Below are 25,354 nucleotides of genomic sequence, written 5' to 3'. Positions count from 1 at the left end.
GCACCACGGGCCCGTGTCTTCAGTGACCCAGTACGTCGAAGACCAGCGCCAGGGGCACGATTTCGCCCGCTTGGTCACCTGCGTGGGCGATGCTGGAAGGAAACCGTGTGAGCCGGATCTCGGTCCGGGGATTCGCGGTGGCTTCGGCCACTGCGGTCACCACCGTCGGCGCCGTCGTGGGCGTCGCCTCGGGCAGCACCCAGCCCTCGGACGACAACTTCGAGGCCACCGCGGCCGACACCACGCTGCTCGCGGACATTCCCGCGGGCGAGCAGGCCCAGGTACAGGTCTCCTCGCTCTCGGAGCAGGCCGCCGTCCAGGCCGCCGCGGCCGACTCGGCCGCGAAGAAGTCCGCGGAGGAGGCGGCCCGCATCCAGGCCGCCAAGGACGCCGAGGCGAAGAAGAAGGCCGCCGACAAGGCGGAGCAGGAGCGCAAGGAGGCCGCCGAGCGCGCCAACCGCTCCTCGCTGCGCGACGCGTCGACCTTCTCCGCCCAGGGCTCGTACTCCATCGCCGAGGTCAAGGCCATCGCCCGCCAGATGATCCCCGCCTCGCAGTTCCAGTGCTTCAGCAACATCGTGGATCACGAGTCCGGCTGGAACTACCGCGCGACCAACCCCTCCTCGGGTGCCTACGGTCTCGTCCAGGCCCTCCCGGGCTCCAAGATGTCGTCGGCCGGCGCCGACTGGCAGACGAACCCGGCCACCCAGATCAAGTGGGGCCTGAACTACATGAACAGCCGGTACGACAGCCCCTGCGGCGCCTGGTCGTTCTGGCAGGCCAACCGCTGGTACTAGACCGGCAGCTCAACCTCGTGGAGCCCCTCACCGTCCTACGGTGAGGGGCTTCGTGCGTGTAGGTTCGGAAGGTCCACGGGCTCCCCCGGGGAGTGAGCGGGGGAAGAGGGAAGAACATGTCGAGACTGCCTGGATGGCTGAGCCGCCTCGGCGCCGGCGTGAGCCGCATGGGCGAACGCCTGGCCGAGCGCCGCGCGGAGGCGGAACGGGACGAGGACGAGCCGAACGGCGGGCCTCACGGCCCCGAGAGCGGCCCGGCCGGACGACCGGAGGCCGGGGAGCCCGGCCGCGCCCCCTCCGGAGACGACACGACGGGTGGGGACACCACCGGCGAGGACGCCGGCCGGTCCGGCCCCGACGCCGCAGGCCCGGCGCCGGGTTCGGCGGAAGGCCCGGCGGGAGGCACCGCCAAGGCGGGGGCCGGGGCCGGGGCCGGCGCCGGGCGGTGGCCGGGACGGCGCGCACCCGCCGCGCCCTCGCCCTCCGTTCCCGCGCCGCCCGACTACGCACCGGCCGTCCCGGCCCGGCCCGACCCCGCCGCCGCGATCCCCTGGGGCATGCGGGTCGCCGCCGAGGCCGGCTGGCGGCTGCTCGTGCTCGCCGGCACGGTCTGGGTCCTGATGAAGGTGATCAGCTCCGTGCAGCTGGTCGTCCTCGCCTTCGTCGCCGCGCTGCTCATCACCGCGGTGCTGCAGCCCACCGTGAAGCGGCTGCGCAGGATGGGACTGCCGCGCGGCGTCGCCACCGCCCTCACCGCCGTCACCGGCTTCGTGATCATGGGCCTGGTCGGCTGGTTCGTGGTCTGGCAGGTCATGGACAACATCGACAACCTCTCCGACCAGGTGCGCGACGGCATCGAGGAGCTCAAGCGCTGGCTGCTCGACTCCCCGTTCCACGTCACCGAGCAGCAGATCAACGACATCGCGAAGAACCTCAGCGACACCATCGGCTCCAACACCGAGCAGATCACCACGGCCGGCCTCCAGGGCGTGACCGTCGTCGTCGAGGCGCTCACCGGCATACTGCTCGCGATGTTCTCGACGCTCTTCCTGCTGTACGACGGGAAGAAGGTCTGGAACTGGACACTGAACCTGGTGCCCGCCCAGGCACGGCCCGGCGTCGCGGGCGCCGGCCCCCGGGCCTGGCGGACGCTGACCGCCTATGTGCGCGGAACGGTGATCGTCGCCCTGATCGACGCGGTCTTCATCGGCCTCGGGCTGTACTTCCTCGACGTCCCGATGGCCGTGCCGCTCGCCGTCTTCATCTTCCTCTTCGCCTTCATCCCGCTCGTCGGCGCCGTCATCTCCGGCGCCCTCGCGGTCGTGGTCGCGCTGGTCACCAACGGGGTGTTCACCGCCCTGATGGTGCTCGTCGTGGTCCTCGCCGTGCAGCAGCTCGAGGGCCATGTGCTGCAGCCGTTCATCCTGGGCCGCGCGGTACGAGTCCACCCGCTCGCCGTGGTCCTCGCGGTCGCCGCCGGCGGACTGACCGCGGGCATCGGCGGCGCGGTGGTGGCGGTTCCGCTGGTCGCGGTCATCAACACGGTGGTCGGCTACCTCCGCGCGTACAGCACCGAACAGGCCCTGCTCAGTACGCCGGAGCCACGCGGCGCGACCGCCTTCCGGGTGGCGCCGACCCCCGCACCCGGCTCGACCACACGGCAGGACGACGACGCGTGATATCCGAACCGGAGCTGGTGGGCGGGACGGTCTTCCCCGCGGGCGAGACCGTACGGATCGAGCCACCGCCGCCGCGCCCGCCTCGGCCGCGACGCCCGTGGCGGTGGGCGCTCGGCGGCGCGTTGGTGGCGTCGGCCGTGTGGGCCGGCGGACTCCAGGCGTACGAACGGTCCCAGGACGGCGGCCCGGACCTCGGCGGCTACCGCACGGTCGACAGCCTGTGCGACAAGGCCGAGTTGAAGGGCCTCACCACGGCGCTCGGGGAGAAGTCGACCGACGCCGACACCGCGACGGAGAAGCATCCCGCGCTGGACAAGGCGCGCTGCACGGCCACACTCGGGCCGCCCGAGATGACGTACAGCGCCATGATCATGTACGACCTGCACAAGGTGACCGACCCGGGGCCGGAGTTCGAGCCGGGCCTCGGGGACATGATGGAGGGCGCCGAGCCGGTCGAGGGGCTCGGGGAGCGGGCGTACGTCCACCGTGACGCCGACGACTCCAATGCCTGGATCACCGTCCTCGACGGCCAGGCCGAGCTGACCCTCTGGATCAGTCCGGAAATGGACTGGGACGCGGAGGAGAACGAGGCGGTCGAGGCCGACAAGAAGGCCGATCTGACCGGCATCGACACCGTGCTGGTCCAAGACATGAAAGCGCTGATGGCCGCGCTCAAGAAGTGAGAGAAGGGCCCCGGGGTTCACGACCCCGGGGCCCTTCTCGTCGTACGCGCGGTGCGTGCCGTTACTCGGCCAGCAGCGCTTCCGCGTCCAGCGTCACGCCGACCGCCTGGATCACCGAGGCGATCTTGACGGCCTCCTGGATCGTCTCGCGGTCCACACCGGCCTTACGGAGCACCTGCTCGTGCGAGTCCAGGCACTGGCCGCAGCCGTTGATCGCGGAGACGGCCAGCGACCACAGCTCGAAGTCGACCTTCTCGACCCCGGGGTTGCCGATGACGTTCATCCGCAGACCGGCGCGCATCGTGCCGTACTCCGGGTCCGACAGCAGGTGCCGGGTCCGGTAGAAGACGTTGTTCATCGCCATGATCGCGGCGGCGGACTTGGCCGCCGTGTACGCCTCGGGCTTGAGGTTGGCCTTGGCCTCCGGCTCCAGCTCGGCGAGGACCTTCGGCGAGCGCGAGGCGATCGCGCAGGCGAGGACCGTGCCCCAGAGCTGCTGCTGCGGCAGCTCGCTGTTGCCGATCACCGAACCGAGGTTCAGCTTCAGGTCCTTGGCGAAGTCCGGTATGGCGGACTTGAGTTCGTCGAGAGCCATCTGAGGTTCCCTGTCCTTACTCGCCCGAGAGGAGCGCGACCGGGTCGAGAGTGTTCTCGCCCTTGTTCCAGTTGCACGGGCACAGCTCGTCGGTCTGCAGGGCGTCCAGGACCCGCAGGACCTCCTTGGGGTTACGGCCGACGGAGCCGGCGGTCACCATGGTGAACTGGATCTCGTTGTTCGGGTCCACGATGAAGACGGCACGCTGGGCGAAACCGTCCTCGCCCTCGACGCCGCAGTCACGCATCAGCTCGTGCTTGGAGTCCGCGAGCATCGGGAAGGGCAGGTCACGCAGGTCGGCGTGGTCCTTGCGCCAGGCGTGGTGCACGAACTCCGAGTCGCCGGAGACGCCGAGGAGCTGGGCGTCGCGGTCCGCGAACTCGTCGTTCAGCTTGCCGAAGGCGGCGATCTCGGTGGGGCAGACGAAGGTGAAGTCCTTCGGCCAGAAGAACACCACACGCCACTTGCCCTCGTAGGACTTGTGGTCGATCTGCTCGAACTCCTTGCCGCTCTCCAGCGACACGCAGGCGGTCAGGTCGTAGGTGGGGAACTGGTCACCGACAGTGAGCACGCGCTCTCCTTGCACAGTGGAAGGGTCCCTTTTGGGGTCTTCCGTGAGGGGTTGGACGGCTCACAGCATGGCACGGGGTGCATTGATCAGTGAAATAGCTACACTCGGTCGGGTTGATCGAAGGTGGTTATCAGTGATTCCCGTACGGCGCGAGAAGCAGCCCAGTCTTTCCCAGCTCAGAGCCTTCGCGGCGGTCGCGGAGCACCTCCACTTCCGGGACGCGGCGGCGTCCATCGGGATGAGTCAGCCGGCGCTCTCGGGCGCGGTTTCGGCTCTCGAAGAGGCACTCGGTGTCCAGCTCCTCGAGCGTACGACGCGCAAGGTGCTGCTCTCGCCCGCCGGGGAGCGGCTCGCGGTAAGGACGAGGGCCGTCCTGGACGCCGTCGCGGAGCTGATGGAGGAGGCCGAGGCGGCGCAGGCGCCGTTCACCGGGGTGCTGCGGCTCGGCGTGATCCCGACCGTCGCCCCGTACCTGCTGCCCACCGTGCTGCGCCTGGTGCACCAGCGCTATCCGGAACTCGACCTCCAGGTCCACGAGGAGCAGACCTCCTCGCTCCTGGAGGGGCTCGCGGCCGGGCGGCTGGACCTGCTGCTGCTCGCCGTGCCGCTCGGCGTGCCGGGGGTCACCGAACTCCCCCTCTTCGACGAGGACTTCGTGCTCGTCACCCCGGAGGGCCATCCGCTGGCCGGTCGCGACGACATACCCCGCGAGGCGCTGAAGGAGCTCAAGCTGCTGCTCCTGGACGAGGGGCACTGCCTGCGTGACCAGGCCCTCGACATCTGCCGCGAGGCCGGCCGCACCGAGGGGGCGCCGGTCACCACCACCGCGGCGGGCCTCTCCACGCTGGTCCAGCTGGTGGCCGGCGGCCTCGGCGTGACCCTGCTCCCGCGCACCGCGGTCAAGGTCGAGACCGCCCGCGACACCGCCCTGTTCACGGGGCGTTTCACCGCGCCCGCGCCCTCCCGGCGGGTCGCCCTCGCCATGCGGACGGGCGCGGCCCGGCAGGCGGAGTTCGAGGAACTGGCGCAGGCCCTGCGCGGCGCGATGAAGCGCCTTCCGGTACGGATCGTGGGCCCCGCCTCCCCGAAATAAGGGGCGCCTACTCCGTCCTGAGCCCGTCCGCGCGCATCAGCCGCCACAGCAGCGGCAGGCTCACCAGCGTCACCCCCGCGATCAGGGCCGCGCCGACTCCGGTCACCGGCAGGAAGACCCACCAGTCCTCGACCTGTTTGCCGATCATCCTCAGGAGCACTACTCCCAGGCCGAGACCGCCGGCCACCGCGAGGGCCAGACCGAGGACGATCGGCACCGCCGTCTGCCACAGCACCGACCAGCCCAGAGTGGCGCGCCGGGTGCCGAAGGCGACCAGCGAGGACAACAGCCGCCTGCGCTCCCGCAGCTGCTCCAGGGTGGCGACCAGGAGCGATGACGCCACCAGGGCCATCGTCAGGGTGGCGCCGACCAGGATTCCGGTGCGGACGCTGCTGAACTGGGCGTCACGCTCGACGTTCTGCAGGGTGTCGACGCGGGTCAGCGGGTCGAGGGCCGCCACCGCGTTCCGTACGTGCTCGGCGGCGTCGGGCACCGTGGGGTCGAGCCGGATCATCGCCCCCGCCTCCGGGGAGTCGAGCCGGGAGGCGTCGATCGCCGACGGCGTGGCGAGCACCCCGAACGGGACCCGGCCCATGGGGTCGAGGCGCGCGTCCACCGTGCGCGCGGACGGCGGGATGCGCCAGGTCGGCGGGGGACCGGACGGGTGGGTGTCCGGATCGCGCAGGGCGACCGCCACGCCCGGCTTCGCGGTCTCGGCGACCCAGGCGTCGTCGGGCCCGCCGAGGCCGTGCGCGAGGGCGATGAAGACGTCCCCGTCCGCGCAGGACGGCAGGGCGGCGAACTCCTTCAGGGAGGCGCAGTCGCCGACGGCGATCGAGGTGCTGGGAGGGAAGTCCTCGCCCTTCCGCAGGGGGCCAAGGCGCCAGACGCTTGACTCGACCGTGCCGACCACCCCGGTGACCCCCGCCGTCTTCGAGAGCTTCTCGATCGTCCGCAGGGCCTCATCGCCGTTCGGGGCGTCGACCTTCGTCTCCAGCTGGGCCCGGGCGGTGTCCATGTTGGTGACCCGCATGAAGTCGTTCTGCATCGCCTGGAACAGCATCTGGAGCGCGATGGCCCCGGTCGCCGCCACCACGATGCCGCTGACCGTCCGGGCGGCCGTGCCGCTGCTCAACTGGAGCCTGCGGACGGCCAGCTGCCAGGACACCGGTCCGCCGCGCAGCCGCTTCACGAAGGCCTCCACGAGCCAGGGAAGCAGCGCGGTGAGCCCGGTCAGGACGAGGGCGGTGCCGCCGGCGACGGCGACGGTGTCGATCGCCGTCTCCTCGATCCGCACGTCGCCGACGGACGGTACGAGAAGCGCCGCACCGGCCAGGAGCAGGAGCAGCCGCCAGACCGGGCGGCGTGGCTTGGGCGTGGCGGACCTGACCACCCCGAGCGGTTCGATCGCCACCCCCCGCAGGGCGATGAGGCTCACCACGACAGCGGCGACGGGCACCGCCGCGACGATGAGCGCGGCGAGCCAGGGCAGCGGTGAGACGTCGGACGGGAAGGCGTTGACGTCCCAGATCATGACGGTGCCGGCGAACTGCCGGGCGAAGGCGAAGACACCCGCGCCGACGGCGAGCCCGAGGAGCGCGCCCGCGAGGGATTCCCCGGCCGAGATCCGCCGGGCCATGGCGATGTCGGCGCCGACGAGTCGGAGCGCCGCGAGCCGCCGGTCGCGCTGCTCGCCGCCGAAGCGGACGGCGGTGGCGATGAAGACGAGCACCGGCAGCAGCAGCACCACGCAGGCGATGACGACGAGGAGAAGCAGGAAAGCGTTCTTCTGCTCCGCCGGAACGGACCAGCCGTACGTCTTGCCCCGGCCGTCGTAGTTGTCGGTGGTGAGGGTGTCGCTGCCGGCGAGGTAGCGCAGTTCGGCCGGGCCGATCAGTCCGGCGTCGCCGATGGTGCCGACGACCTTGTACGGCAGCCGCTCGCGCAGCAGCGCCCCTTCGGGGGAGTCGAGCAGCGCGCCCAGCGCGGGGGAGGCCAGCATCTCGCCCGGACCCGGCAGCTTCGCGGCGCCCGGGGGCAGCGGGGCGCGCGGGCCCTCGGGCCGCAGCAGCATGCCCCTGACGGGGTCGCCGCGGTAGAGCGTCTCGGCGCGCACGTACAGAAAGGTGTCGGGGCCGGGTGTGACCGTCTCGTAGCTCGCGTCGGGCTCCCTCGCCGACTCGCGCACCTCGCGGACGAACAGCATGTTCGGCAGGGAGGCGGCGGCGAGCAGCAGGGCGACGCCGAGGCCGACGCCGACGGCGGTCAGTGTGGTGCGCAGGAGGCCCTGCCGTCCGCCGGTGACCGCGAACCGGGCGCCGAGCGCCAGGTCGCGCGCCCAGGTACGGATCCTCATGCCGCCCACTCCGTGCTCCGGACCGAACCGTCCCGTACGACGACCTCGCGGTCGGAGTACGCGGCGACCCGGGCCTCGTGGGTGACGAGGACGACGGCGGCGCCGGTGTCCCGGGAGGCGTCGGTGAGCAGCTGCATCACGCGCTCGCCGTTGAGCGAGTCGAGGGCGCCGGTCGGCTCGTCGGCGAAGATCACCCGCGGGGCGGTGACGAGCGCGCGGGCGACCGCCACCCTCTGCCCCTGGCCGCCGGAGATCTCGCCGGGACGCTTGCCGCCGACGCCCTCGACCTCCAGGCGCGCCAGCCACTGACTCGCCCTGAGCTCGGCGTTCTTGCGCCGCTCGCCGTTCAGACGCAGCGGCAGGGCGACGTTCTCGACGCAGGTCAGCTCGGGGACGAGCTGTCCGAACTGGAAGACGAAGCCGAAGTCGCTGCGACGCAGGGCGCTGCGCGCCCCGTCGGAGAGGGCGGTCAGCTCGCGGCCGTCGTAGGTGATGGTGCCGGCGTCCGGCCGGACTATCCCGGCGAGACAGTGCAGCAGCGTGGACTTCCCCGAGCCCGAGGGGCCCATCACGGCGACGACCTCGCCGGCCCGGAGGGCGAAGTCGGCGCCCGCGAGCGCGGGGGTCGGTCCGTAGGCCTTGTCGACGCCGCTCGCCAGCAGCAGGGGGGTGGTGGTCATCGGCGGATCTCCTCGGCGAGCCGGTCGAGCCGGGCGGCGGCCAGTTCCAGCCAGCGCAGGTCCGCCTCCAGGTGGAAGAGCGCGTGGTCGCAGATCAGCTGGTCGGCGAGGTCGCCGTCCTTCTTGCGCCGGGTCAGCTCCCGCATCAGCCGCAGGTGCTCCGCCCGCTGCACGTCGAGGAGTTCGGCCGCCCCGCGTCCGGTCAGCAGGGCCAGGACGACCTTGGTGTAGAGGGTGGACTGGAGGTACGGCTCCGGCTTCTCGGGCTGCGACAGCCAGCGCTCGACGTCGGTGATGCCGGCCTCGGTGATGGCGTACCGCTTCCGCTCCGGGCCGCCGCCGGCCTCCACGCCGTCGACCTCGACGAGGCCGTTCCGCAGGAGCCGCGACATGGTCGAGTAGACCTGCCCGTAGTGCAGCGGCCGGTCGTGGCCGAATCTCTCGTCGAAGGCGCGCTTGAGGTCGTAGCCATGGCGCGGACCGGACTCCAGGAGCCCGAGAAGGGTGTGACCGATTGACATGCGCGTCACTCTACACCCGGTGTATACGCACGATGTATAGCTGTCCGGTTCGCGGTTCACTCCTCGTACGGACGGACTGTGACCGGTCTCGCACAACCATCACGCCCTGTGGAGCGTCGGTTCCATAGGAGCGGGTGCTGATTCTCACGTCCGGAAAAGCCGGATCGATCGCCCTTTGTCTACAAGGGCGGTGTTAGCTTGCTGAGCTGATTCGACGACGAGTGGAGCGACGGAAGACATGGGCCGAACGGAACGACGGGAGAAGAAGGGCGGGCGGATACGCCGACTCTTCACCTGGAAGAAACTCCTGGGCACGTTCTTCGTCGGCTGCCTGCTCGTCATGGGAGCCTTCTACGCGATCTACCTGATGGTCCCGGTGCCCACGGCCAACGCTCAGGCGACCATGCAGAGCAACGTCTACAAGTACGCGAACGGCAAGATCCTCGCCCGTACCGGCGAGATCAACCGGGAGATCGTCGGCCTGGAGAAGATCCCCAGGGACGTCCAGGACGCCTTCGTCGCCGCCGAGAACAAGACCTTCTACAAGGACAACGGCGTCGACATCAAGGGCACCGCCCGCGGCGCGCTGAACACCATCACCGGCAAGGGCAAGCAGGGTGGTTCGACCATCACCCAGCAGTACGTCAAGAACTACTACCTGGACCAGGACCAGACGGTCACCCGCAAGCTCAAGGAAATGGTGATCGCGCTCAAGGTCGACCAGCGTTCGTCGAAGAGCGAGATCCTCGCCGGCTACATCAACACCAGCTACTACGGCCGCAGCGCCTACGGCATACAGGCCGCCGCGCAGTCGTACTACGGCATCGACGCCTCCAAGCTGAACGTCGCCCAGGGCGCCTACCTCGCCTCCCTGCTCCAGGCCCCCAACCAGTACGACTGGGCCGTCGCCTCCCCGACCGGGCGCAAGCTCGTCGAGGAGCGCTGGAACTACACCCTCGACAACATGGTCGAGGAGGGCTGGCTCGACCCGGCCGAGCGCGCCGGGCTCACCTTCCCCGTCCCGCAGAAGCCCAAGGCCGCCCCCGGCATGGAAGGCCAGCGGGGCTACCTCGTCGAGGCCGCCAACCAGGAGCTGATGCGCCAGGGCCTGCGCGAGGAGGACATCAAGGCCGGCGGCTGGACGATCACCCTCAACATCGACGAGAAGAAGCAGAACGCCCTCGTCAAGGCCGTCGACCGGCAGCTGGAGGCCAAGCTCGACCGCAAGGGCGACAAGAAGGACGCGACCGTGCAGGCCGGCGCCACCTCGGTCGACCCCAGGACCGGCAAGGTCCTCGCGCTGTACGGCGGCATAGGCGCCACCGAACACTGGACGTCCAACGCCACCCGTCGCGACTACCAGCCCGCCTCGACCTTCAAGCCGATCGTCCTCGCCTCCGCCCTGGAGAACGGCGCGAAGACCCAGGACGGCCGCAGGATCGGCCTCGGCACGATCTACGACGGCACCAGCAAGCGACCCGTCGAGGGCAGCGACGTTCCGTTCAACCCGGAGAACGAGGACAACCGGAGCTACGGCCCCGTCACCGTCCAGAAGGCCACCAACAGCTCGATCAACTCCGTCTACGCGCAGATGATCGTGGACGTCGGCCCGGGCAACGTGAAGAAGACCGCCCTCGACCTCGGCATGAAGGACGGCGAGGACTTCGGCGAGACCCCCTCGATGTCGCTCGGTGTCATGGGCGCCTCCACCTGGGACATGGCCGGCGTCTACGCCACGCTCGACAACCACGGTGTGAAGGTCACCCCGACCATCGTGAAGTCCGCCGAGCACAAGGACCGCAAGGTCGAGCCGGTGAAGTCGATCGGCGAGCAGGTGATCAGCCGCGAGGCCGCCGACACCACCACCAAGGCCATGCAGGGCGTCGTCCGCAGCGGCTCCGGCTTCAGGGCCGCGGGCGACTACGACGCGGCCGGCAAGACCGGCACCTCGGAGAACAACCGGTCCGCCTGGTTCGTCGGTTACACGCCCGAGCTGGTCACCGCCGTCGGCCTGTTCGGCGAGGAGGTCAAGGGCGGCCAGACCACCCTCACCGACACCATCAACCCGGGGCGCGCCAACGGCGGCCGCACCCCGGCGCAGATCTGGGGCGCCTACACCACCAGCGCGCTCGGCGGCGGCTCGGACGCGCGGTTCGACCTGGAGACCGACGGCTCGGCCGTCACCGATCCGGACGCCCCGACCCCGACCGGGACGACGACCGAGTCCCCGGACCCGACACCGCCCGCCACCCCCACCGGGTCGTCGCCCGACCCGACGCCCCCGCCGACGCCGACGACCACCACGCCGCCGCAGCCGACGGGCACGATCACCATCCCGCCGCAGCCGACGGAGACCACCGATCCGACGGAGCCGACAGGCCCGCCGGTCGAACCGCCGGTCGTCGGCGAGGGCGAGCGGGACGAACAGTGACGACGGCGAAGGCCGGGCCCGGAAGGGCCCGGCCTTCGCCGTACCTGGCAGTCCTGGCCTTCCGGTCCGCCTCAGGTCCGTGTCGGCAGCTCGAACCAGACCACCTTGCCGCCGGAGAGCCGCGTCGCCCCCCACCGCCTGGCCAGCCGGTTCACCAGGAAGAGCCCCCGGCCGCCCTCGTCCGTGTCCCGCGCCCGCCGCTGCCGGGGCAGCTGCGGGGAGTCGTCGCCGACCTCGCAGCGCAGCACATCGGTCCGCAGCAGCCGCAGCGTCACCGGCCGCTCCGCGTACCGCACCGCGTTCGTGACGACCTCGCTGATCAACAGCTCGACCGAGTCCGACAGCTCCTCCAGGTCCCAGCGGGCCAGCGCCCGCCGGGCGAGGCGTCGCGCCCGGCCCGGGGCCGCGTCCTCCGGCTCCAGGAACCAGTACGCCACGTCGCTCGGCGCGATCCCGTCGAACCGGGCCGCGAGCAGCGCGATGTCGTCGTCCCGGTCGCCCGGCCCGAGCATGTCCAGGACGTCGTCGCAGAGCGCCTCCAGGGGAGGGGAGTGGTCCGGGCCGGTCAGCTGGGCCGTCGCCGCCAGGCGCTCCCGCAGCTGCTCGATCCCGGTCCACACGTCCCGCAGCCGGGACTCGACCAGACCGTCGGTGTAGAGCAGCAGCGTGGCCCCGGCCGGGGCGTCCAGCTCGACCGCCTCGAAGTCGACCCCGCCCACGCCGATCGGCGCCCCCGGTGGGACCCGAAGCACCTCCGCCCGGCCGCCGAGGTGGAGCAGTATCGGCGGCGGATGGCCGGCGTTGGCGATGGTGATCCGGTGCGAGACCGGGTCGTACACCGCGTACAGGCAGGTCGCCATCCGGTCCTGGCCGAGCCGCTGGGCCTGCTCGTCCAGGTGGTGCAGCACCTCCTGCGGCGGCAGGTCGAGACCGGCCAGGGTCTGCGCCGTGGTGCGCAGCTGGCCCATGATCGCGGCCGAGGTCATGGAGTGCCCCATCACGTCGCCGACGACCAGCGCGACCCGGCTGCCGGGCAGCGGGATCGCGTCGTACCAGTCGCCGCCGACCCGGGCCGTCTCGGCGGCCGGCAGATAACGGGACGCCAGACGGACGCCGGTCGGCTGCGGCAGCGAGTCCGGCAGCATCGTGCGCTGCAACTCGTCGGCGATGTACGCCTCCCGTCCGTACAGCACGGCCTTGTCGATGCCGAGCGCGGTGTGCGTCGCCAGCTGGGCGGCGACGAGCAGGTCGTTGGGCTCGAAGCCGGGCCGCTCCGGGCGGCGCAGGAAGACGGCGGCGCCGATCACCCGGCGCCGGCCGCGCAGCGGGGCGAGGATCGCCCGATGGCCGCCGGGGACCGGATGGTCCCCGCCGAGCAGCTCGGGCAGCGCGGCCCGGGCGGCGGCGGAGTCGCCGAAGACCGGCCGCACCCCGCGCAGCACCTCGGCGAGCGCTCCGCCGGAGCGGACCTCGCACAGCTCGGCCGCCGGGGTCGGGTCCGGGTCGGGGACGAGCACCAGCTCCTCGCCCTCCAGGTCCGTTAAACGCAGCCGGTCGGTGCGGCGCAGCCGCAGCACGAACGGCGCGACCGGCCGCTCGTCGCCCACCGGAAGCGGGTCGCGCAGATAGACCAGGATCGCGTCGGAGAAGGTCGGCACCGTGGCCCGGCACAGGCCGAGCACGATCTCGTCCAGGTCTATCCCGCGCGCGATCCGCCGGGTCGCCGCCCCCACGAACCGGAGCCGGTCCCCCTCGTGCCGCGCGGCGAGCCCGTCCGGCGCGGCGGCCTGTGCCGCCGCCCCACCGCCTGCCTGCGCCACGGCCACCGCCGCGACCGGCGGCCCACCCTGCGCCGGCAGCACGGCCCACTCGCGGCCGGAATCACCACCGGGCGTGGCGGCGGCGCGGCGCGTCTCGGCTCCCGCCTCGGGGGCGGCCGAGTGGGGAGCGTCGGCCCCCGCCCCTGCGGCGGCGTGTCCCTCGCGGCCCGCATCGTCACCGACGCCGGCCGACTGCCGGGCCTCGGCACCCGGGGCGACGGCGGCCGAGTGGCCGGGATCGGCACCGGGCGCGGCCGAGTCGCGGGCGTCGGCTCCCGCCCCTGCGGCGGCACGGGACCCGTCGGAGGTGGGTCTGGCCGGGGAGTCGTGGCCGTGGTCGGGGGTCGGGCCGCCGTGTGCGAGCGCGCGGGAGCGGCCGGCGGACGGGCCGGGCTGACCCGGCACCGGCACCGGCGCGCCCGCGCCGGCCGCCTCCTGGCGGGGCCGGGCGCGCTCCTGCGGCCGGGCAGCAGGAGGCTGGCGGCCTTCGTGGGAGGTGGGATGCTCCGTCACGCGTGGGATTCCGTCCGTCCGGGCCGGTGGTGCGATGCACTCGCTCTTCTCGCCGATGCCGCGCCTTCACCGGGGATAAACCCCGGGCGAGCGGTGGATCCGAATGCCTCGCGAGCAGCGGCTACGACAGGGGTCGGCACACCCGGGCACACGTCCGGCACTGCTCTCCCCCTCATGAATGACTTGCGGTCAGGTCCTGTGCTGCGCTCAGTGGTTGACGGCTCACTCAGTGGATCATCGTCTTGCGGAGGACGATCCTACGTTTGCACCCCGGGGGCGCATCAAGGGTCTCACGGTGCCGTGTGCGCCGGGGTGCGATCCCAGTCGGTCGGCAGCTCCGGCACGCTCCACCCCGGATCGGGCCGCCAGTCCTCCCACCCGTCCGAGAACGGCGCGCCCCACGCCCGGATCACCTCGACCGCCGCGCTCCCCGCGGCCCGTACCCGCGCGGCCTGCGCCGCGTCCATCAGCCCGGCCCGCTGCGCCTGCGCGAACTCGTCCTCGTCCCGCCACAGCCAGCTGCGGTCGGGATAGACGGAGATGTCGAGGAAGTGGTCCTCCGAGTCGATCCCGCCGGCCCACCGGGTCCGCGGCTCCTCGAGGTTCACGTACCAGCTGCGGAAGCGCCAGCCACGCTCCCAGAACAGCCAGACCGACCAGGGCTCCCCCGGCCGGGCCAGCTTCAGCACGCCCGTGCCGAACCAGCGCGAACGCGCCGTCGTGCGCGGGGCGGTGTAACGGGTGGCGAGCGGCTCCTCGTGCACGGGAGTCCCGTCGGCGAGCACCGGGCGGACGCACTCGGTGCCCGGCGCCATCCAGACGGCCAGCAGCTCGTCCGTGTCCTGGACGACGGTCACCGGCCGGCAGATGTGCACGTCGCCGGAGCCGTTGCCGCGGTAGCGCCAGAGGATGTGCTCCCCTGGCGCCCAGTGCTGAGGGCCGCCCGATCCTGTCATGCGCAGATCTTAGGGGCGCACCCCCGCGAACGCTGCGGCACAGGTCACGGATGAGTCATACGCAGCACGTCGAGGGCCTCGTCGAGCTGCTCCACCGTCAGGTCGCCGCGCTCGACGTAGCCGGACTCCAGTACCACCTCGCGGATCGTCTTCCGCTCGGCCAGGGACTTCTTGGCGACCTTGGCCGCCTCCTCGTAGCCGATGTACTTGTTCAGCGGTGTGACGACGGACGGTGAGGACTCGGCGTACTCCCTGGCCCGTTCGACGTTGGCGGTGATCCCGTCGACCGTGCGGTCCGCGAGGAGCCGGGAGGCGTTGGACAGCAGCCGTACGGACTCCAGCAGGTTCTTGGCGATCACCGGCAGCATCACGTTGAGCTCGAAGTTCCCCGCCGCGCCCGCCACCGCCACCGTGGTGTCGTTCCCGGTCACCTGCGCCGCCACCATCAGGACCGCCTCCGGGATGACCGGATTGACCTTCCCCGGCATGATCGAGGAGCCGGGCTGGAGGTCGGGGAGATTGATTTCGGCCAGACCGGTGCGCGGGCCGCTCGCCATCCAGCGCAGATCGTTGGAGATCTTCGTCAGCGAGACGGCGATGGTCCTGAGCTGGCCGGACGCCTCCACCAGGCCGTCACGCGCGCCCTGCGCCTCGAAGTGGTCGCGTGCCTCGGTGAGCGGCAGGCCGGTCGCTTCGGCGATCTCGTCGATGACCGCGGCGGAGAAGCCGGGCGGGGTGTTGATCCCGGTGCCCACCGCCGTACCGCCCAGGGGGAGTTCGGCGAGTCGGGGCAGCGAGGCGCGCAGCCGCTCGATGCCGTACCGGACCTGGGCCGCGTAGCCCCCGAACTCCTGACCCAGGGTCACGGGCGTGGCGTCCATCAGATGCGTACGGCCCGACTTCACCACGTCCGCGAATTCGGCCGATTTCCGCTCCAGCGAGGCCGCCAGATGGTCGAGGGCGGGGATCAGGTCGTGGAGGACGGCGGCGGTGGCGGCGATGTGGATGGAGGACGGGAAGACGTCGTTGGACGACTGCGAGGCGTTCACATGGTCGTTGGGGTGGACCTCCCGGCCGCCGGGGAGCCGCTCGGTGGCGAGGGTGGCGAGGACCTCGTTCATGTTCATGTTGGACGAGGTGCCGGAGCCGGTCTGGAAGACGTCGACCGGGAAGTGCTCGTCCCAGCGGCCGTCGGCGACCTCGGCGGCGGCGGCCACGACGGCGTCCGCGAGGTCCTGGTCGATGACGCCGAGGGAGGCGTTGACCTTGGCGGCTGCGGCCTTGATCCGGGCGAGGGCCTCGATGTGGCTGCGCTCCAGGCGCTGTCCGGACACGGGGAAGTTCAGCACCGCCCGCTGGGTCTGGGCGCGCCACTTGGCGTGGGCGGGGACCCGCACCTCTCCCATGGAGTCGTGCTCGATCCGGTAGCCGTGGTCGCCGTGGTCGCCGTGGTCGTCATTGGTGTCGCTCATGTCGCTCATGTCCCTCATCCTCGTCAACCTCCCGCAAAAGTTGAGCACTTGTCTTGTTCCGTGTATTCCCAAGGCGCGTACCGGCCAGTAAAAACCGTGGGTAACCCCACCTCCAGGAGGCGCAATGAGGCGCACCAGGCGCAGATTCCGCTGGACGATCGCGGCCACGGCCGCAGCCGCCGCGGCCTTGGGAACCATGACAGCCGCGGCACCCGCCGGTGCGGCTGACACCGCGACCGGCCCCCGTACGGCCGCATCCGTACCGCTCTCGCCCGAGCTGGAGGCCATCCGCGCCGCCGAGGCCACCAAGATCTACGGCGACCCGGCCGAGCGGCCGCTCGCCGAGCGAAAGACCGGCCTCATCTCGCTCGGCGACAGCGAGATCTCGGGCGAGGGCGTCGGCACCTACGAGCCGCCCACCAACGGTCCCACCAACTGGTGCCACCGCTCGCCCGAAGCCGCCATCCACCGCACCGGGATCCCCGCGGACCTCACGTTCAACGTGTCCTGTTCCGGCGCCTACAGCGGCAACATCAGGATCGGCGGCTCGAAGCAGTACGCCGATGAGCTCGTCCAGAGCGACAACCTCGCCATCAAGGCCCGCAACACCCGCATCAAGATGGTGCTGCTCGTCGCCGGAGCCAACGACGACCTGCAGTTCGGTCCCGTCATGACCGACTGCGTCACCCGTTACCTCACCCTCCAGGGCCCCTGCGAGCCGAAGTACGCCCCCGGCTGGCAGGCCCGCGTCGACGCGCTCGTCCCCAAGGTCGAGCAGACCGTGCGCGACCTGAAGACCGTGATGCGCGACGCCGGTTACGCCGACGGCGACTACAAGCTGGTCCTGATGGGCTACCCGAGCCCGATCGGCCCGGACTTCCACGACAACCCGAACTTCCCCGGCAAGCTCTCCTGCGGCGGACTCGGGTACGACTCCGACACCGTGTGGGGCCGTAACACCGCCGTCCCGGCCTTCGAACGCGGCATGCGCAAGGCCGCCGCCGGCACCGGCGCCGTGTACCTCGACAACTCGCGGCTCTTCCACGGCCACGAGGTCTGCATGGAGGACCCCTGGGCCCGCGGTCTCTACATCGACCTCTCCAAGCCCGGCACCCCGGACGAGAACTCCGTCCGGCAGTCCTTCCACCCCAACGCGCGCGGCCACGCCGCCTTCGCCTCCTGCCTCACCCAGATCTACGGCTCCGGCCTGCGGGAGGCCAGTTGCGCGGACGTCGACTCCTCCGGGAAGCCGACCCTCTTCCCGTACGCCTGGGACGACGTCTACAAGCCGCTGAAGAACGGCGCGACCGGCAACTGCGCGGACGTCGAGGCGTCCTCCTCGAAGAACGGCACCGGCGTGGTCGGCTGGGACTGCCACGGCGGGCGCAACCAGGGCTGGTGGTACGACTCCACGCGCCGGACCTTCCACACGGAGCTCACCCAGGACCGCTGCCTGGACGTCCCGGGCGCCCGCTACCAGGCGGGTACGGCGGTGATCGTCTGGAACTGCTCGGGCGCGGCGAACCAGCGGTTCGTCCGTGACGGGGCCACGATCCGGCCGGCGGCCGCGACGGGGCTCTGTCTGACGCAGGCGGCGGCGAAGGAGCCGCTGCGGCTCCAGAGCTGCGACGGCTCGGCGAACCAGCGGTTCGTCTAGCCGCACAGGCGTCGACCGTGGCCCCCGCCCGGTGCGGGGCGGGGGCCACGGTCGGCTCGGTTCGGCTGAGCTCTGTTCTGCTCGCCCCGGCTCAGAGCGCCTTGACGCTGTCGCGGGCCAGTTCGTACGCCGGGAGCATCTCCCGGTGCTCCTGCGTGTCGAGCCCGCCGAGGTGGACGATCACGGTCCCCTTCGGGGTGGAGACGGCGAACGCCCGCTCCTCCTTGGACTCCTCCATGATCTCGTTGTAGACCGTGTACGTCACCTCGGTGGCGGGGAGCGCCCCCGCCTTCGTGTCTTTGTAGACGACCTTCGAGGTGTCCTTCTCGGCCTTCACGAACCCTTCGAGCGCCGTACGGGCCGCGCCCTCACCCGCGCTCCAGACCCGCAGATAGCCGATGTTCCCGGCCGGCTTCGCGTCGATCTCGCAGACCATCGTCGCCGGGCCCTGCTTGCCGAGCGCGGCGAAGACCTCGTCGTCGGTGGCCCGGACGGCCTTCGGCTTCCACTGCGCGGCGAGGTCGAAGGAGACCGGCAGCACGCAGGCGGTCCCGGGTCCGCCGAGGGAGGCCTTCGGAGCCGCGGTCGGCCTCGGGGCGGAGTCCTCGGCCACCCGCAGCGGCTCCGGATCGGCGGCGCAGCCGACCAGCGGCACGGCCGCCGCGAGCGCGGCGAGGGCCGGCGCGAGGGTCCGTACCCGTATGTGATGTCTCATGCGCGTCAGCGTATCCAGGGCCACCTGGCTCCCCCTCCGGTGCGTCGCCCGAAGGGACCGGTCGTCGAGCGGGGCGCGGGCGGCCGTCGGACAATGAAGAAGCTCCGGAGGGGTTACCGAGGGGGGGAGTTCCACGCCATTCCCACGTCAGTCCCACGCCCAGGAGGCAGGACATGCCCCGCAGTCTCAGGAGAACCGGCGCGCTCGGCGCCTGTGTGGCCGCAGCCGTCGCTCTCAGCGGCCCCTTTCCCGCTTCGGCCGCCCCCGCGGCACCGGCGGCCCCCGCCGCTCCCGCCGCGGAGACCGTCTTCACCCTCTTCGCCAAAGAGGTTCCGTCCGGCGAGAGCGGTCAGACCGACCAGCCACCCGAGGTCGGGGACGACTTCAGCTTCGCCGGCGACCTCTACCGCGCCAAGGGCGGGGAGAAGGCCGGCCGCGACGGTGTGACCTGCACGGTCGTGCGCGCCGGGACGGCGGGCGGTGACCTGCTCTGCGTGGGCACCTTCGTCCTGACCGGCGAGCCCGCCGGACAGCTGACGGGCCAGGCGCTGATGGCGTTCACCCCGACGGGCCAGCAGCCGGCCGCGTTCGACATCGCCATCACCGGCGGGACGGGCGACTTCAAGGACGCGCGCGGCTTCATCCGCTCGACCCCCGACGGGGACCACGAGCGCCTGGAGTTCCGCATCACCAACTGAACGCGGGTCGGAGGGGCCCCGGACCGGGGCCCCTCCGATGTGCGCGCGGTGTCGTCGTGCGCGCGGAACGGGGTCAGCCGAGGGGGGTCAGCCGAGGCCGGGACCGCGGACCGGGATGTGGGTGAAGGTGGGCTCGGGGGCCGGGTTCTGGAAGAAGTCGTTGCCCTTGTCGTCCACGACGATGAACGCCGGGAAGTCCTCGACCTCGATCTTCCAGACCGCCTCCATGCCGAGCTCCTCGTACTCGACGACCTCGACCTTCTTGATGCAGTCCTGCGCCAGACGCGCCGCCGGGCCGCCGATGGAGCCCAGGTAGAAGCCGCCGTGGCTGCCGCAGGCGTCCGTGACCTGCTTGGAGCGGTTGCCCTTGGCCAGCATGACCTTGGAGCCGCCCGCGGCCTGGAACTGCTCGACGTACGAGTCCATGCGGCCGGCCGTCGTCGGACCGAAGGAACCGGAGGCGTACCCCTCGGGGGTCTTCGCCGGACCGGCGTAGTACACCGGGTGGTCCTTCAGGTACTGCGGCATCTCCTCGCCCGCGTCCAGCCGCTCCTTGATCTTGGCGTGCGCGATGTCCCGGGCCACGACCAGCGGACCGGTCAGCGAGAGACGCGTCTTGACCGGGTACTTCGTCAGCTCGGCGAGGATCTCGTCCATCGGCTGGTTCAGGTCGATCGTGACGACGTCGCCGTCCGTGGAGAGGTGCTCGTCCGTGGTCTCCGGCAGGAAGCGCGCCGGGTCGGTCTCCAGCTGCTCCAGGAAGACGCCCTCGGCGGTGATCTTCGCGACGGCCTGACGGTCCGCCGAGCAGGACACGGCGATGGCGACGGGCAGCGAGGCGCCGTGGCGGGGCAGGCGCACGACGCGGACGTCGTGGCAGAAGTACTTGCCGCCGAACTGCGCGCCGATGCCGATCTTCTGCGTCAGCTCGAAGACCTTCTCCTCCAGCTCCTTGTCCCGGAAGCCGTGGCCGAGCTCGGAGCCCTCGGCCGGCAGCTCGTCGAGGTAGTGCGCGGAGGCGTACTTCGCGGTCTTCAGCGCGAACTCGGCCGACGTGCCGCCGACGACGATCGCCAGGTGGTACGGCGGGCAGGCGGCCGTGCCGAGCGAGCGGATCTTCTCCTCCAGGAACTTCATCATGCTCGCCTCGTTGAGCACGGCCTTCGTCTCCTGGTAGAGGAAGGACTTGTTGGCCGAGCCGCCGCCCTTGGCCATGAAGAGGAACTTGTACGCGCCGCCGTCGGTCGCGTACAGCTCGATCTGCGCGGGCAGGTTCGAGCCGGTGTTCTTCTCCTCCCACATGGTCAGCGGGGCCATCTGCGAGTACCGCAGGTTCAGCTTGGTGTACGCGTCGTAGATGCCGTGCGACAGGGCCTTCTCGTCCTCACCTTCGGTGAGGACGTGCTGTCCGCGCTTGCCCATGACGATCGCGGTGCCGGTGTCCTGGCACATGGGCAGGACGCCCGCGGCGGCGATGTTCGCGTTCTTGAGCAGGTCGAGCGCGACGAACTTGTCGTTGCTCGACGCCTCGGGGTCGTCGATGATCCGGCGCAGCTGGGCCAGGTGCGCCGGGCGCAGGTAGTGCTGGATGTCGTGGATCGCCTCGGCGGCGAGCCGGCGCAGCGCCTCCGGCTCGACCTTGAGGAACGTACGGCCGTCGGCCTCGAAGGTGGAGACACCCTCTGCGGTCACCAGGCGGTAGGGCGTGGTGTCCTCTCCCAGGGGGAGCAGATCGGAGTACGCAAACTCTGGCATTTCGGCCATTCCTCACTCGGCAGACAGCGGCACGGCCTCCATTGGCAGCGCGTCCACCAGCGTAAGACGCCGCACCGGCGGGGTTCCTGTGAGGTAAGGCTCACTTGCGACCGGTTTCTGGACGATCGGGCGAGTGGTTTTCCGGGGAATCGCGCGGCCGGTCGGTTCGGTCGCGCCCCCTAGTCGCGATCTATCGCGTTTCGCTACGCTGAGGTCGTGGACCTCGAAAAGCAGCCCCAGAAGCCGGTCGCCCCCGCCGAGCCCGCTCCCGTCGCGCCCGCCGGGCCGGCCCCCGCGCCCGGCGCGCCGGGCGACTCCCTGCGGGCCTCGGACGCCGACCGGGACCGGATCGCGGACATCCTCAGGGACGCCCTGGCCGAGGGGCGGATCGACGCGGAGGAGCACTCGGAGCGGATCGACGCGGTCTACCGCGCCAAGACGGTGGGCGAGCTGGAGCCGATCGTCCGGGACCTCCCGGCCGGCACCCGGCCGCGCCAGGCGCCCGACCCGGCCTACGCGTACGGCCCCGAGGACACCTCCGGCCCGGCCGACAACCTGGTCGCCGTCTTCTCCAGCACCACCCGAAAGGGCCGCTGGCGCGTGAGCCGCAGGACCAACGCCTTCTCCCTCTTCGGCAACATCGAGATCGACCTCACCGAGGCCCTCTTCGCCCAGCGGCTCACCACCATCAACGCCACCTCGATCTTCGGCAACGTCGAGGTGCGGGTCCCGGAGAACATCAGCCTGCGCGGCAACGGCACGGGGATCTTCGGCAACTTCGAGGTCGTGGCGATGGAGGCCGCCGACCCGCAGGCTCCGCTGGTCGTGATCAACGGCTACTCCGTCTTCGGCAACGTCGAGGCCAGGCCCAAGCGCGGGAAGTGGATCACCGACCTCCAGAACCAGCTGCGCAAGCACCTCGGCCACTGACCGGTTCGACGGGGCGCGGGGGCGCTGTGAAACCCGTGTCGCGGGGGTGACCGGAATCCGCCGCTGAGGCTCCGCACTCCGGTAACTCGACGGCACGCAGTGCATAGGCGCGCGCACAGCGGGTAGGGCTGGTGCATCGTCTCTCGCTCGCGAAGCCGTCGTCAGGAGTAGACCGTGCTGCAACTGCCGCATCAGCCCCGCCAGGTCGCCGCCGTCCCTCCTCAGCGTGCCCCCGCACGGGACGACGAGGGCGGCCCCTGGCACTCGGAGGCGGTGTGCCGCCGGGACGAGGCCGGGCTGTTCTTCGCCCCCTCCAAGGAGCCGACCGCCGCCCGGCTCTCCCGTGAGGAAGCCGCGAAACGGGTCTGCGCCCGGTGCCCCGTGATGGTCGAGTGCCGGGAGCACGCGCTGCTCCAGCCGGAGCCGTACGGAGTGTGGGGCGGGCTCACCGCGGCCGAGCGCCGTGTCGTGCTCGCCCGCCGCCGGCGGCGCGAGGTGGAGCTCAAGAAGGCGTCGACCACGGACCGGATCGCCGCGGCGGGCTGAGCCCGCGGCCCGGACCGACGGCTACCCTCCACCCGTACGGGAAGGGGCGCCCCCACCGCACATGGGGGCGCCCCTCTTCGTGGACCGGTGCGGTCGTGGACCCGCTCCGTGCGGGCCCTTCGTGCGCCGGCTACTTCGCCCGGTCGAAGTCGATCTTGCTGTAGGCGCGCAGCTTCGAGAGCCGGTGCGTCGAGTCGATCTGGCGGATCGTGCCGGACTTCGAGCGCATCACCAGCGACGAGGTGGTCGCGGTCTCCGAGCGGTAGCGAACGCCGCGCAGCAGCTCGCCGTCCGTGATGCCGGTGGCGACGAAGAAGACGTTCTCCCCGCTGACCAGGTCGTTCGTGGACAGCACCCGGTCCAGATCGTGGCCCGCGTCGAGCGCCTTCTGGCGCTCCGCGTCGTCCTTCGGCCACAGCTTGCCCTGGATGACACCGCCCAGGCACTTGATGGCACAGGCCGAGATGATGCCCTCGGGCGTCCCGCCGATGCCGAGGAGCAGGTCGACGCCGGTCCCCTCGCGCACGGCCATGATCGAGCCGGCCACGTCGCCGTCCGAGATGAACTTGATCCGGGCGCCCGTCTCGCGGATCTCCTTGACGATCCCCTCGTGGCGGGGGCGGTCCAGGATGACGACCGTGACGTCCTCGGGCGACATGTTCTTGGCCTTGGCGACCCGGCGGATGTTGACCGAGACGGGGGCGTTGATGTCGACGAAGTCGGCGGCCTCGGGGCCGGTGACCAGCTTGTCCATGTAGAAGACCGCGGACGGGTCGAACATGGTGCCGCGGTCGGCGGCGGCCAGGACGGCGATCGCGTTCGGCATGCCCTTGGCGTTGAGCGTGGTGCCGTCGATCGGGTCCACGGCGATGTCCACCTCGGCGCCGGTGCCGTCGCCGATCCGCTCCCCGTTGTAGAGCATGGGGGCTTCGTCCTTCTCGCCCTCGCCGATGACGACGACGCCGTTCATCGAGACGGTGGAGACGAGGGTTCGCATGGCGTTGACCGCCGCGCCGTCCGCGCCGATCTTGTCCCCGCGGCCGACCCAGCGGCCGGCGGCCATGGCGGCGGCCTCGGTGACGCGCACCAGTTCCAGGGCGAGGTTGCGGTCGGGGGCCTCGGGGGAGACCTCGAGCTCGGACGGCAAGTGATGCTCGGTCATCGGAGCGCACCTTTCTGTACGGCGACGGCCGGAAGTGAAGAGGGTGCTGCGACTCTATCGGCACGTCGACAAATTGAGCAGAGGGGCCCACGTATGAGCACATCACCATGATGCGACCATGGTGTGCGTGGCAGGTATGCGAGGCAGGCAGACGGTACGCGGGATGTTCCAGTCCCTGGCGGCGATCATGGTCGCCGCGGGCGTGATGTATCTCTTCATCCCGCACGACGAGGACGCGGACCCGGTGAAGGTCAAGGACTACCGGATCGAGCTCCTGACGGCCCAGCGGGCGGCGCCGTACCCGGTGCTGGCCCCCGAGGGGCTCGGCGAGGGCTGGAAGGCGACGGTGGTCTCGTACAAGCGCGAGAACGCCAACGCCTGGCACCTGGGCTTCCTCTCCCCGGACACGCAGTACGTGGCGATCCACCAGTCGACGGCGGAGCCCAAGGAGTACGTCCCCGACGTCACGCAGCAGGCCGAGAACTCCGGGAAGACCCAGACGGTCGCGGGCCAGGTCTGGCAGCGCTGGGAGGGCCCGAAGTACGACGCCCTGGTGCGCACCGAGGGCGGGGCGACGACCGTGGTGACGGGGACGGCCTCGTTCGAGCGGCTGGCGGAGATGGCCGCCTCGCTGAAGGCGCGGAAGGCGACCTGACGCGACCTGATGCGACGCGCAGGGCAGTGCGGAGCGGATACGGGAAGGCCCCCGGCACCAGAGGTGCGCGGGGGTCTTGTCGCGTCGCGGCTCGGACGAGTCGCGGCTCAGACGGTGGTGACGACCTCGTCGTAGGCCAGGCGCGGGGAGCGGGGGAACCAGGCGTCCTCGCCGGGCTTGCCGATGTTGACGACCATGAGCGGGGTGTGGTCGTCGTCCAGGAACTCCTTCTGGAGGCCGGCGAAGTCGAGGCCGGTCATCGGACCGGCGGCGAGGCCGGCGGCGCGGACGCCGATGATGAAGTAGGCGGCCTGGAGGGCGGCGTTCACCAGGGCGGAGCCCTCGCGGACCGGACGCTCGGCGAAGAACATGTCCTTGGCCTGCGGGAAGTGCGGGAGCAGCGCCGGGAGCTCCTCGTGGAACTCGTTGTCGGCGGAGAGGATCGCCACCAGCGGGGCGGCGGCGGTCTTCGGCCGGTTGCCCTCGGCCATGTGCTTGACCAGGCGCTCGCGCGCCTCGGCGGAGCGGACCAGCGTGATCCGCAGCGGCGTCTGGTTGAAGGCGGTGGGGCCGAACTTCACCAGGTCGTAGATCGCCTGCACCTGCTCGTCGGTCACCGGCTCGTCGGTGAACGTGTTGGCGGTGCGGGCCTCACGGAAGAGGAGGTCCTGGGCGGCGGGGTCAAGGGCGAGGGACATGCTGTCGTACCTTCCGGACTGCACAAGGGGGTCAAGCGATGCCCTCACCGTACGGCGGCGATTGGTTAATTTTCAACTAAACTATGCGGATAGTGATCCGCTTCACAGGTCGCGAGAGGGTGCGCGCGCTACTCGCTCTCGTCCGCCGCCGACTCGGTCTCGGCCGTCGAGAGCGCGGCGTCGAGCCGGGCCCGGGCGCCTTCCAGCCAACGCCGGCACACCTTGGCCAGCTCCTCCCCGCGCTCCCAGAGCGCGAGCGACTCCTCCAGCGTCGTACCGCCCGTCTCCAGGCGTCGAACGACCTCGATCAGTTCGTCGCGTGCCTGCTCGTACCCGAGCGCCTCTTCCGTGGTGGCTGCCATGGAAACCAC

23 protein-coding genes are annotated in these 25,354 nt (G+C 71.2%); 10 read left to right on the top strand and 13 right to left on the bottom strand.

The window, feature by feature from the left end; all coding sequences use genetic code 11:
• Positions 1–107 precede the first annotated feature (107 nt).
• From ACF06X_RS15320 to ACF06X_RS15310, 3 genes are all read left to right on the top strand, one after another.
• Positions 108–797, top strand: a complete 690-nt coding sequence (locus ACF06X_RS15320) for a transglycosylase SLT domain-containing protein (protein WP_392287768.1) — start codon at positions 108–110, stop codon at positions 795–797.
• Positions 798–913: 116 nt separating this feature from the next.
• Positions 914–2,476 (top strand): AI-2E family transporter, encoded by a 1,563-nt coding sequence (locus ACF06X_RS15315; RefSeq protein WP_392287767.1) that lies wholly within the window; start codon positions 914–916, stop codon positions 2,474–2,476.
• Positions 2,473–3,159, top strand: coding sequence for a hypothetical protein (locus ACF06X_RS15310; RefSeq protein WP_392287766.1), 687 nt, complete (start codon positions 2,473–2,475; stop codon positions 3,157–3,159). The genes ACF06X_RS15315 and ACF06X_RS15310 overlap by 4 nt, the downstream gene beginning before the upstream one ends.
• Positions 3,160–3,220: 61 nt before the next feature.
• Here the strand turns inward: ACF06X_RS15310 and ACF06X_RS15305 are convergent, their stop codons facing one another.
• Positions 3,221–3,754 carry an alkyl hydroperoxide reductase gene (locus ACF06X_RS15305; RefSeq protein WP_147980985.1) on the bottom strand — a complete coding sequence of 178 codons (534 nt, stop codon included), beginning with the start codon at positions 3,752–3,754 and terminating at the stop codon, positions 3,221–3,223.
• A 16-nt stretch (positions 3,755–3,770) separates the two neighbouring features.
• Positions 3,771–4,325 (bottom strand): peroxiredoxin, encoded by a 555-nt coding sequence (locus tag ACF06X_RS15300; protein ID WP_392287765.1) that lies wholly within the window; start codon positions 4,323–4,325, stop codon positions 3,771–3,773.
• A 133-nt stretch (positions 4,326–4,458) separates the two neighbouring features.
• Between ACF06X_RS15300 and ACF06X_RS15295 the strand changes: the two genes are divergently transcribed.
• The gene (locus ACF06X_RS15295) at positions 4,459–5,418 is read left to right on the top strand and encodes a hydrogen peroxide-inducible genes activator (protein ID WP_392287764.1); all 960 of its coding nucleotides are present in this window, start codon (positions 4,459–4,461) and stop codon (positions 5,416–5,418) included.
• 7 nt (positions 5,419–5,425) lie between these two features.
• On the opposite strand, the gene ACF06X_RS15290 is transcribed toward ACF06X_RS15295, so the two are convergent.
• From ACF06X_RS15290 to ACF06X_RS15280, 3 genes are read right to left on the bottom strand one after another with little or no spacing between them, the layout of a single operon-like run.
• Positions 5,426–7,774 (bottom strand): FtsX-like permease family protein, encoded by a 2,349-nt coding sequence (locus ACF06X_RS15290; protein WP_392287763.1) that lies wholly within the window; start codon positions 7,772–7,774, stop codon positions 5,426–5,428.
• Entirely contained in the window at positions 7,771–8,454 is a 684-nt protein-coding gene (locus ACF06X_RS15285; protein ID WP_392287762.1) for an ABC transporter ATP-binding protein, read from the bottom strand. The genes ACF06X_RS15290 and ACF06X_RS15285 overlap by 4 nt, the downstream gene beginning before the upstream one ends.
• Positions 8,451–8,975 carry a PadR family transcriptional regulator gene (locus ACF06X_RS15280; protein WP_392287761.1) on the bottom strand — a complete coding sequence of 175 codons (525 nt, stop codon included), beginning with the start codon at positions 8,973–8,975 and terminating at the stop codon, positions 8,451–8,453. The genes ACF06X_RS15285 and ACF06X_RS15280 overlap by 4 nt, the downstream gene beginning before the upstream one ends.
• A gap of 238 nt (positions 8,976–9,213) precedes the next feature.
• On the opposite strand from ACF06X_RS15280, the gene ACF06X_RS15275 reads away from it, so the two are divergent.
• Positions 9,214–11,406 carry a transglycosylase domain-containing protein gene (locus tag ACF06X_RS15275; RefSeq protein ID WP_392287760.1) on the top strand — a complete coding sequence of 731 codons (2,193 nt, stop codon included), beginning with the start codon at positions 9,214–9,216 and terminating at the stop codon, positions 11,404–11,406.
• Positions 11,407–11,477: 71 nt separating this feature from the next.
• Here ACF06X_RS15275 and ACF06X_RS15270 read toward each other — a convergent pair whose 3' ends face one another.
• The 3 genes from ACF06X_RS15270 to ACF06X_RS15260 all read right to left on the bottom strand — a co-directional run bounded on the left by ACF06X_RS15270 (position 11,478) and on the right by ACF06X_RS15260 (position 16,167).
• Positions 11,478–13,739, bottom strand: coding sequence for a SpoIIE family protein phosphatase (locus ACF06X_RS15270; RefSeq protein WP_392287759.1), 2,262 nt, complete (start codon positions 13,737–13,739; stop codon positions 11,478–11,480).
• A 290-nt stretch (positions 13,740–14,029) separates the two neighbouring features.
• Positions 14,030–14,695, bottom strand: a complete 666-nt coding sequence (locus ACF06X_RS15265) for a DUF402 domain-containing protein (protein ID WP_392287758.1) — start codon at positions 14,693–14,695, stop codon at positions 14,030–14,032.
• A gap of 44 nt (positions 14,696–14,739) precedes the next feature.
• Entirely contained in the window at positions 14,740–16,167 is a 1,428-nt protein-coding gene (locus ACF06X_RS15260) for a class II fumarate hydratase (protein WP_392288411.1), read from the bottom strand.
• A gap of 124 nt (positions 16,168–16,291) precedes the next feature.
• Here ACF06X_RS15260 and ACF06X_RS15255 point away from each other — a divergent pair, with 124 nt between their 5' ends.
• Entirely contained in the window at positions 16,292–17,824 is a 1,533-nt protein-coding gene (locus ACF06X_RS15255; protein WP_392287757.1) for a ricin-type beta-trefoil lectin domain protein, read from the top strand.
• Positions 17,825–17,915: 91 nt separating this feature from the next.
• On the opposite strand, the gene ACF06X_RS15250 is transcribed toward ACF06X_RS15255, so the two are convergent.
• Complete coding sequence (locus tag ACF06X_RS15250; protein WP_392287756.1) at positions 17,916–18,539, bottom strand: lipoprotein; 624 nt, start codon at positions 18,537–18,539, stop codon at positions 17,916–17,918.
• A 173-nt stretch (positions 18,540–18,712) separates the two neighbouring features.
• Here ACF06X_RS15250 and ACF06X_RS15245 point away from each other — a divergent pair, with 173 nt between their 5' ends.
• Positions 18,713–19,237 carry a hypothetical protein gene (locus ACF06X_RS15245; RefSeq protein WP_392287755.1) on the top strand — a complete coding sequence of 175 codons (525 nt, stop codon included), beginning with the start codon at positions 18,713–18,715 and terminating at the stop codon, positions 19,235–19,237.
• A gap of 87 nt (positions 19,238–19,324) precedes the next feature.
• Here the strand turns inward: ACF06X_RS15245 and ACF06X_RS15240 are convergent, their stop codons facing one another.
• The gene (locus ACF06X_RS15240) at positions 19,325–20,992 is read right to left on the bottom strand and encodes a fumarate hydratase (protein ID WP_392287754.1); all 1,668 of its coding nucleotides are present in this window, start codon (positions 20,990–20,992) and stop codon (positions 19,325–19,327) included.
• Between the two features lie 216 nt (positions 20,993–21,208).
• Between ACF06X_RS15240 and ACF06X_RS15235 the strand changes: the two genes are divergently transcribed.
• Both ACF06X_RS15235 and ACF06X_RS15230 read left to right on the top strand, forming a co-directional pair.
• Positions 21,209–21,922: a DUF1707 domain-containing protein gene (locus tag ACF06X_RS15235; RefSeq protein ID WP_392287753.1), complete on the top strand. Its 714-nt coding sequence runs from the start codon at positions 21,209–21,211 to the stop codon at positions 21,920–21,922.
• A 174-nt stretch (positions 21,923–22,096) separates the two neighbouring features.
• Positions 22,097–22,468, top strand: a complete 372-nt coding sequence (locus tag ACF06X_RS15230; protein ID WP_392287752.1) for a WhiB family transcriptional regulator — start codon at positions 22,097–22,099, stop codon at positions 22,466–22,468.
• 130 nt (positions 22,469–22,598) lie between these two features.
• Here the strand turns inward: ACF06X_RS15230 and glpX are convergent, their stop codons facing one another.
• On the bottom strand, positions 22,599–23,630 hold the full coding sequence (glpX, locus tag ACF06X_RS15225) for a class II fructose-bisphosphatase (RefSeq protein WP_158989935.1): 1,032 nt from the start codon (positions 23,628–23,630) through the stop codon (positions 22,599–22,601).
• 127 nt (positions 23,631–23,757) lie between these two features.
• Between glpX and ACF06X_RS15220 the strand changes: the two genes are divergently transcribed.
• Complete coding sequence (locus ACF06X_RS15220; protein ID WP_392287751.1) at positions 23,758–24,285, top strand: DUF4245 domain-containing protein; 528 nt, start codon at positions 23,758–23,760, stop codon at positions 24,283–24,285.
• A gap of 107 nt (positions 24,286–24,392) precedes the next feature.
• Here the strand turns inward: ACF06X_RS15220 and ACF06X_RS15215 are convergent, their stop codons facing one another.
• Positions 24,393–24,983 carry a malonic semialdehyde reductase gene (locus ACF06X_RS15215; RefSeq protein ID WP_392287750.1) on the bottom strand — a complete coding sequence of 197 codons (591 nt, stop codon included), beginning with the start codon at positions 24,981–24,983 and terminating at the stop codon, positions 24,393–24,395.
• A gap of 128 nt (positions 24,984–25,111) precedes the next feature.
• Positions 25,112–25,345: an exodeoxyribonuclease VII small subunit gene (locus ACF06X_RS15210; protein WP_392287749.1), complete on the bottom strand. Its 234-nt coding sequence runs from the start codon at positions 25,343–25,345 to the stop codon at positions 25,112–25,114.
• Between the last annotated feature and the right edge of the window lie 9 nt (positions 25,346–25,354).

Source organism: Streptomyces sp. NPDC015346 (assembly GCF_043078785.1).
Lineage (GTDB): Bacteria > Actinomycetota > Actinomycetes > Streptomycetales > Streptomycetaceae > Streptomyces.
This window is presented reverse-complemented; position numbering and strand designations above follow the sequence as displayed.

Coding starts and splice junctions, on each gene's coding strand:
- ACF06X_RS15280 (WP_392287761.1), bottom strand. CDS start 8,975: ATGTCAATCGGTCACACCCTTCTCGGGCTCCTGGAGTCCGGTCCGCGC.
- ACF06X_RS15240 (WP_392287754.1), bottom strand. CDS start 20,992: ATGCCAGAGTTTGCGTACTCCGATCTGCTCCCCCTGGGAGAGGACACC.
- ACF06X_RS15265 (WP_392287758.1), bottom strand. CDS start 14,695: ATGACAGGATCGGGCGGCCCTCAGCACTGGGCGCCAGGGGAGCACATC.
- ACF06X_RS15210 (WP_392287749.1), bottom strand. CDS start 25,345: ATGGCAGCCACCACGGAAGAGGCGCTCGGGTACGAGCAGGCACGCGAC.
- ACF06X_RS15285 (WP_392287762.1), bottom strand. CDS start 8,454: ATGACCACCACCCCCCTGCTGCTGGCGAGCGGCGTCGACAAGGCCTAC.
- ACF06X_RS15245 (WP_392287755.1), top strand. CDS start 18,713: ATGCCCCGCAGTCTCAGGAGAACCGGCGCGCTCGGCGCCTGTGTGGCC.
- ACF06X_RS15275 (WP_392287760.1), top strand. CDS start 9,214: ATGGGCCGAACGGAACGACGGGAGAAGAAGGGCGGGCGGATACGCCGA.
- glpX (WP_158989935.1), bottom strand. CDS start 23,630: ATGACCGAGCATCACTTGCCGTCCGAGCTCGAGGTCTCCCCCGAGGCC.
- ACF06X_RS15315 (WP_392287767.1), top strand. CDS start 914: ATGTCGAGACTGCCTGGATGGCTGAGCCGCCTCGGCGCCGGCGTGAGC.
- ACF06X_RS15290 (WP_392287763.1), bottom strand. CDS start 7,774: ATGAGGATCCGTACCTGGGCGCGCGACCTGGCGCTCGGCGCCCGGTTC.
- ACF06X_RS15305 (WP_147980985.1), bottom strand. CDS start 3,754: ATGGCTCTCGACGAACTCAAGTCCGCCATACCGGACTTCGCCAAGGAC.
- ACF06X_RS15250 (WP_392287756.1), bottom strand. CDS start 18,539: ATGAGACATCACATACGGGTACGGACCCTCGCGCCGGCCCTCGCCGCG.
- ACF06X_RS15215 (WP_392287750.1), bottom strand. CDS start 24,983: ATGTCCCTCGCCCTTGACCCCGCCGCCCAGGACCTCCTCTTCCGTGAG.
- ACF06X_RS15255 (WP_392287757.1), top strand. CDS start 16,292: ATGAGGCGCACCAGGCGCAGATTCCGCTGGACGATCGCGGCCACGGCC.
- ACF06X_RS15260 (WP_392288411.1), bottom strand. CDS start 16,167: ATGAGCGACACCAATGACGACCACGGCGACCACGGCGACCACGGCTAC.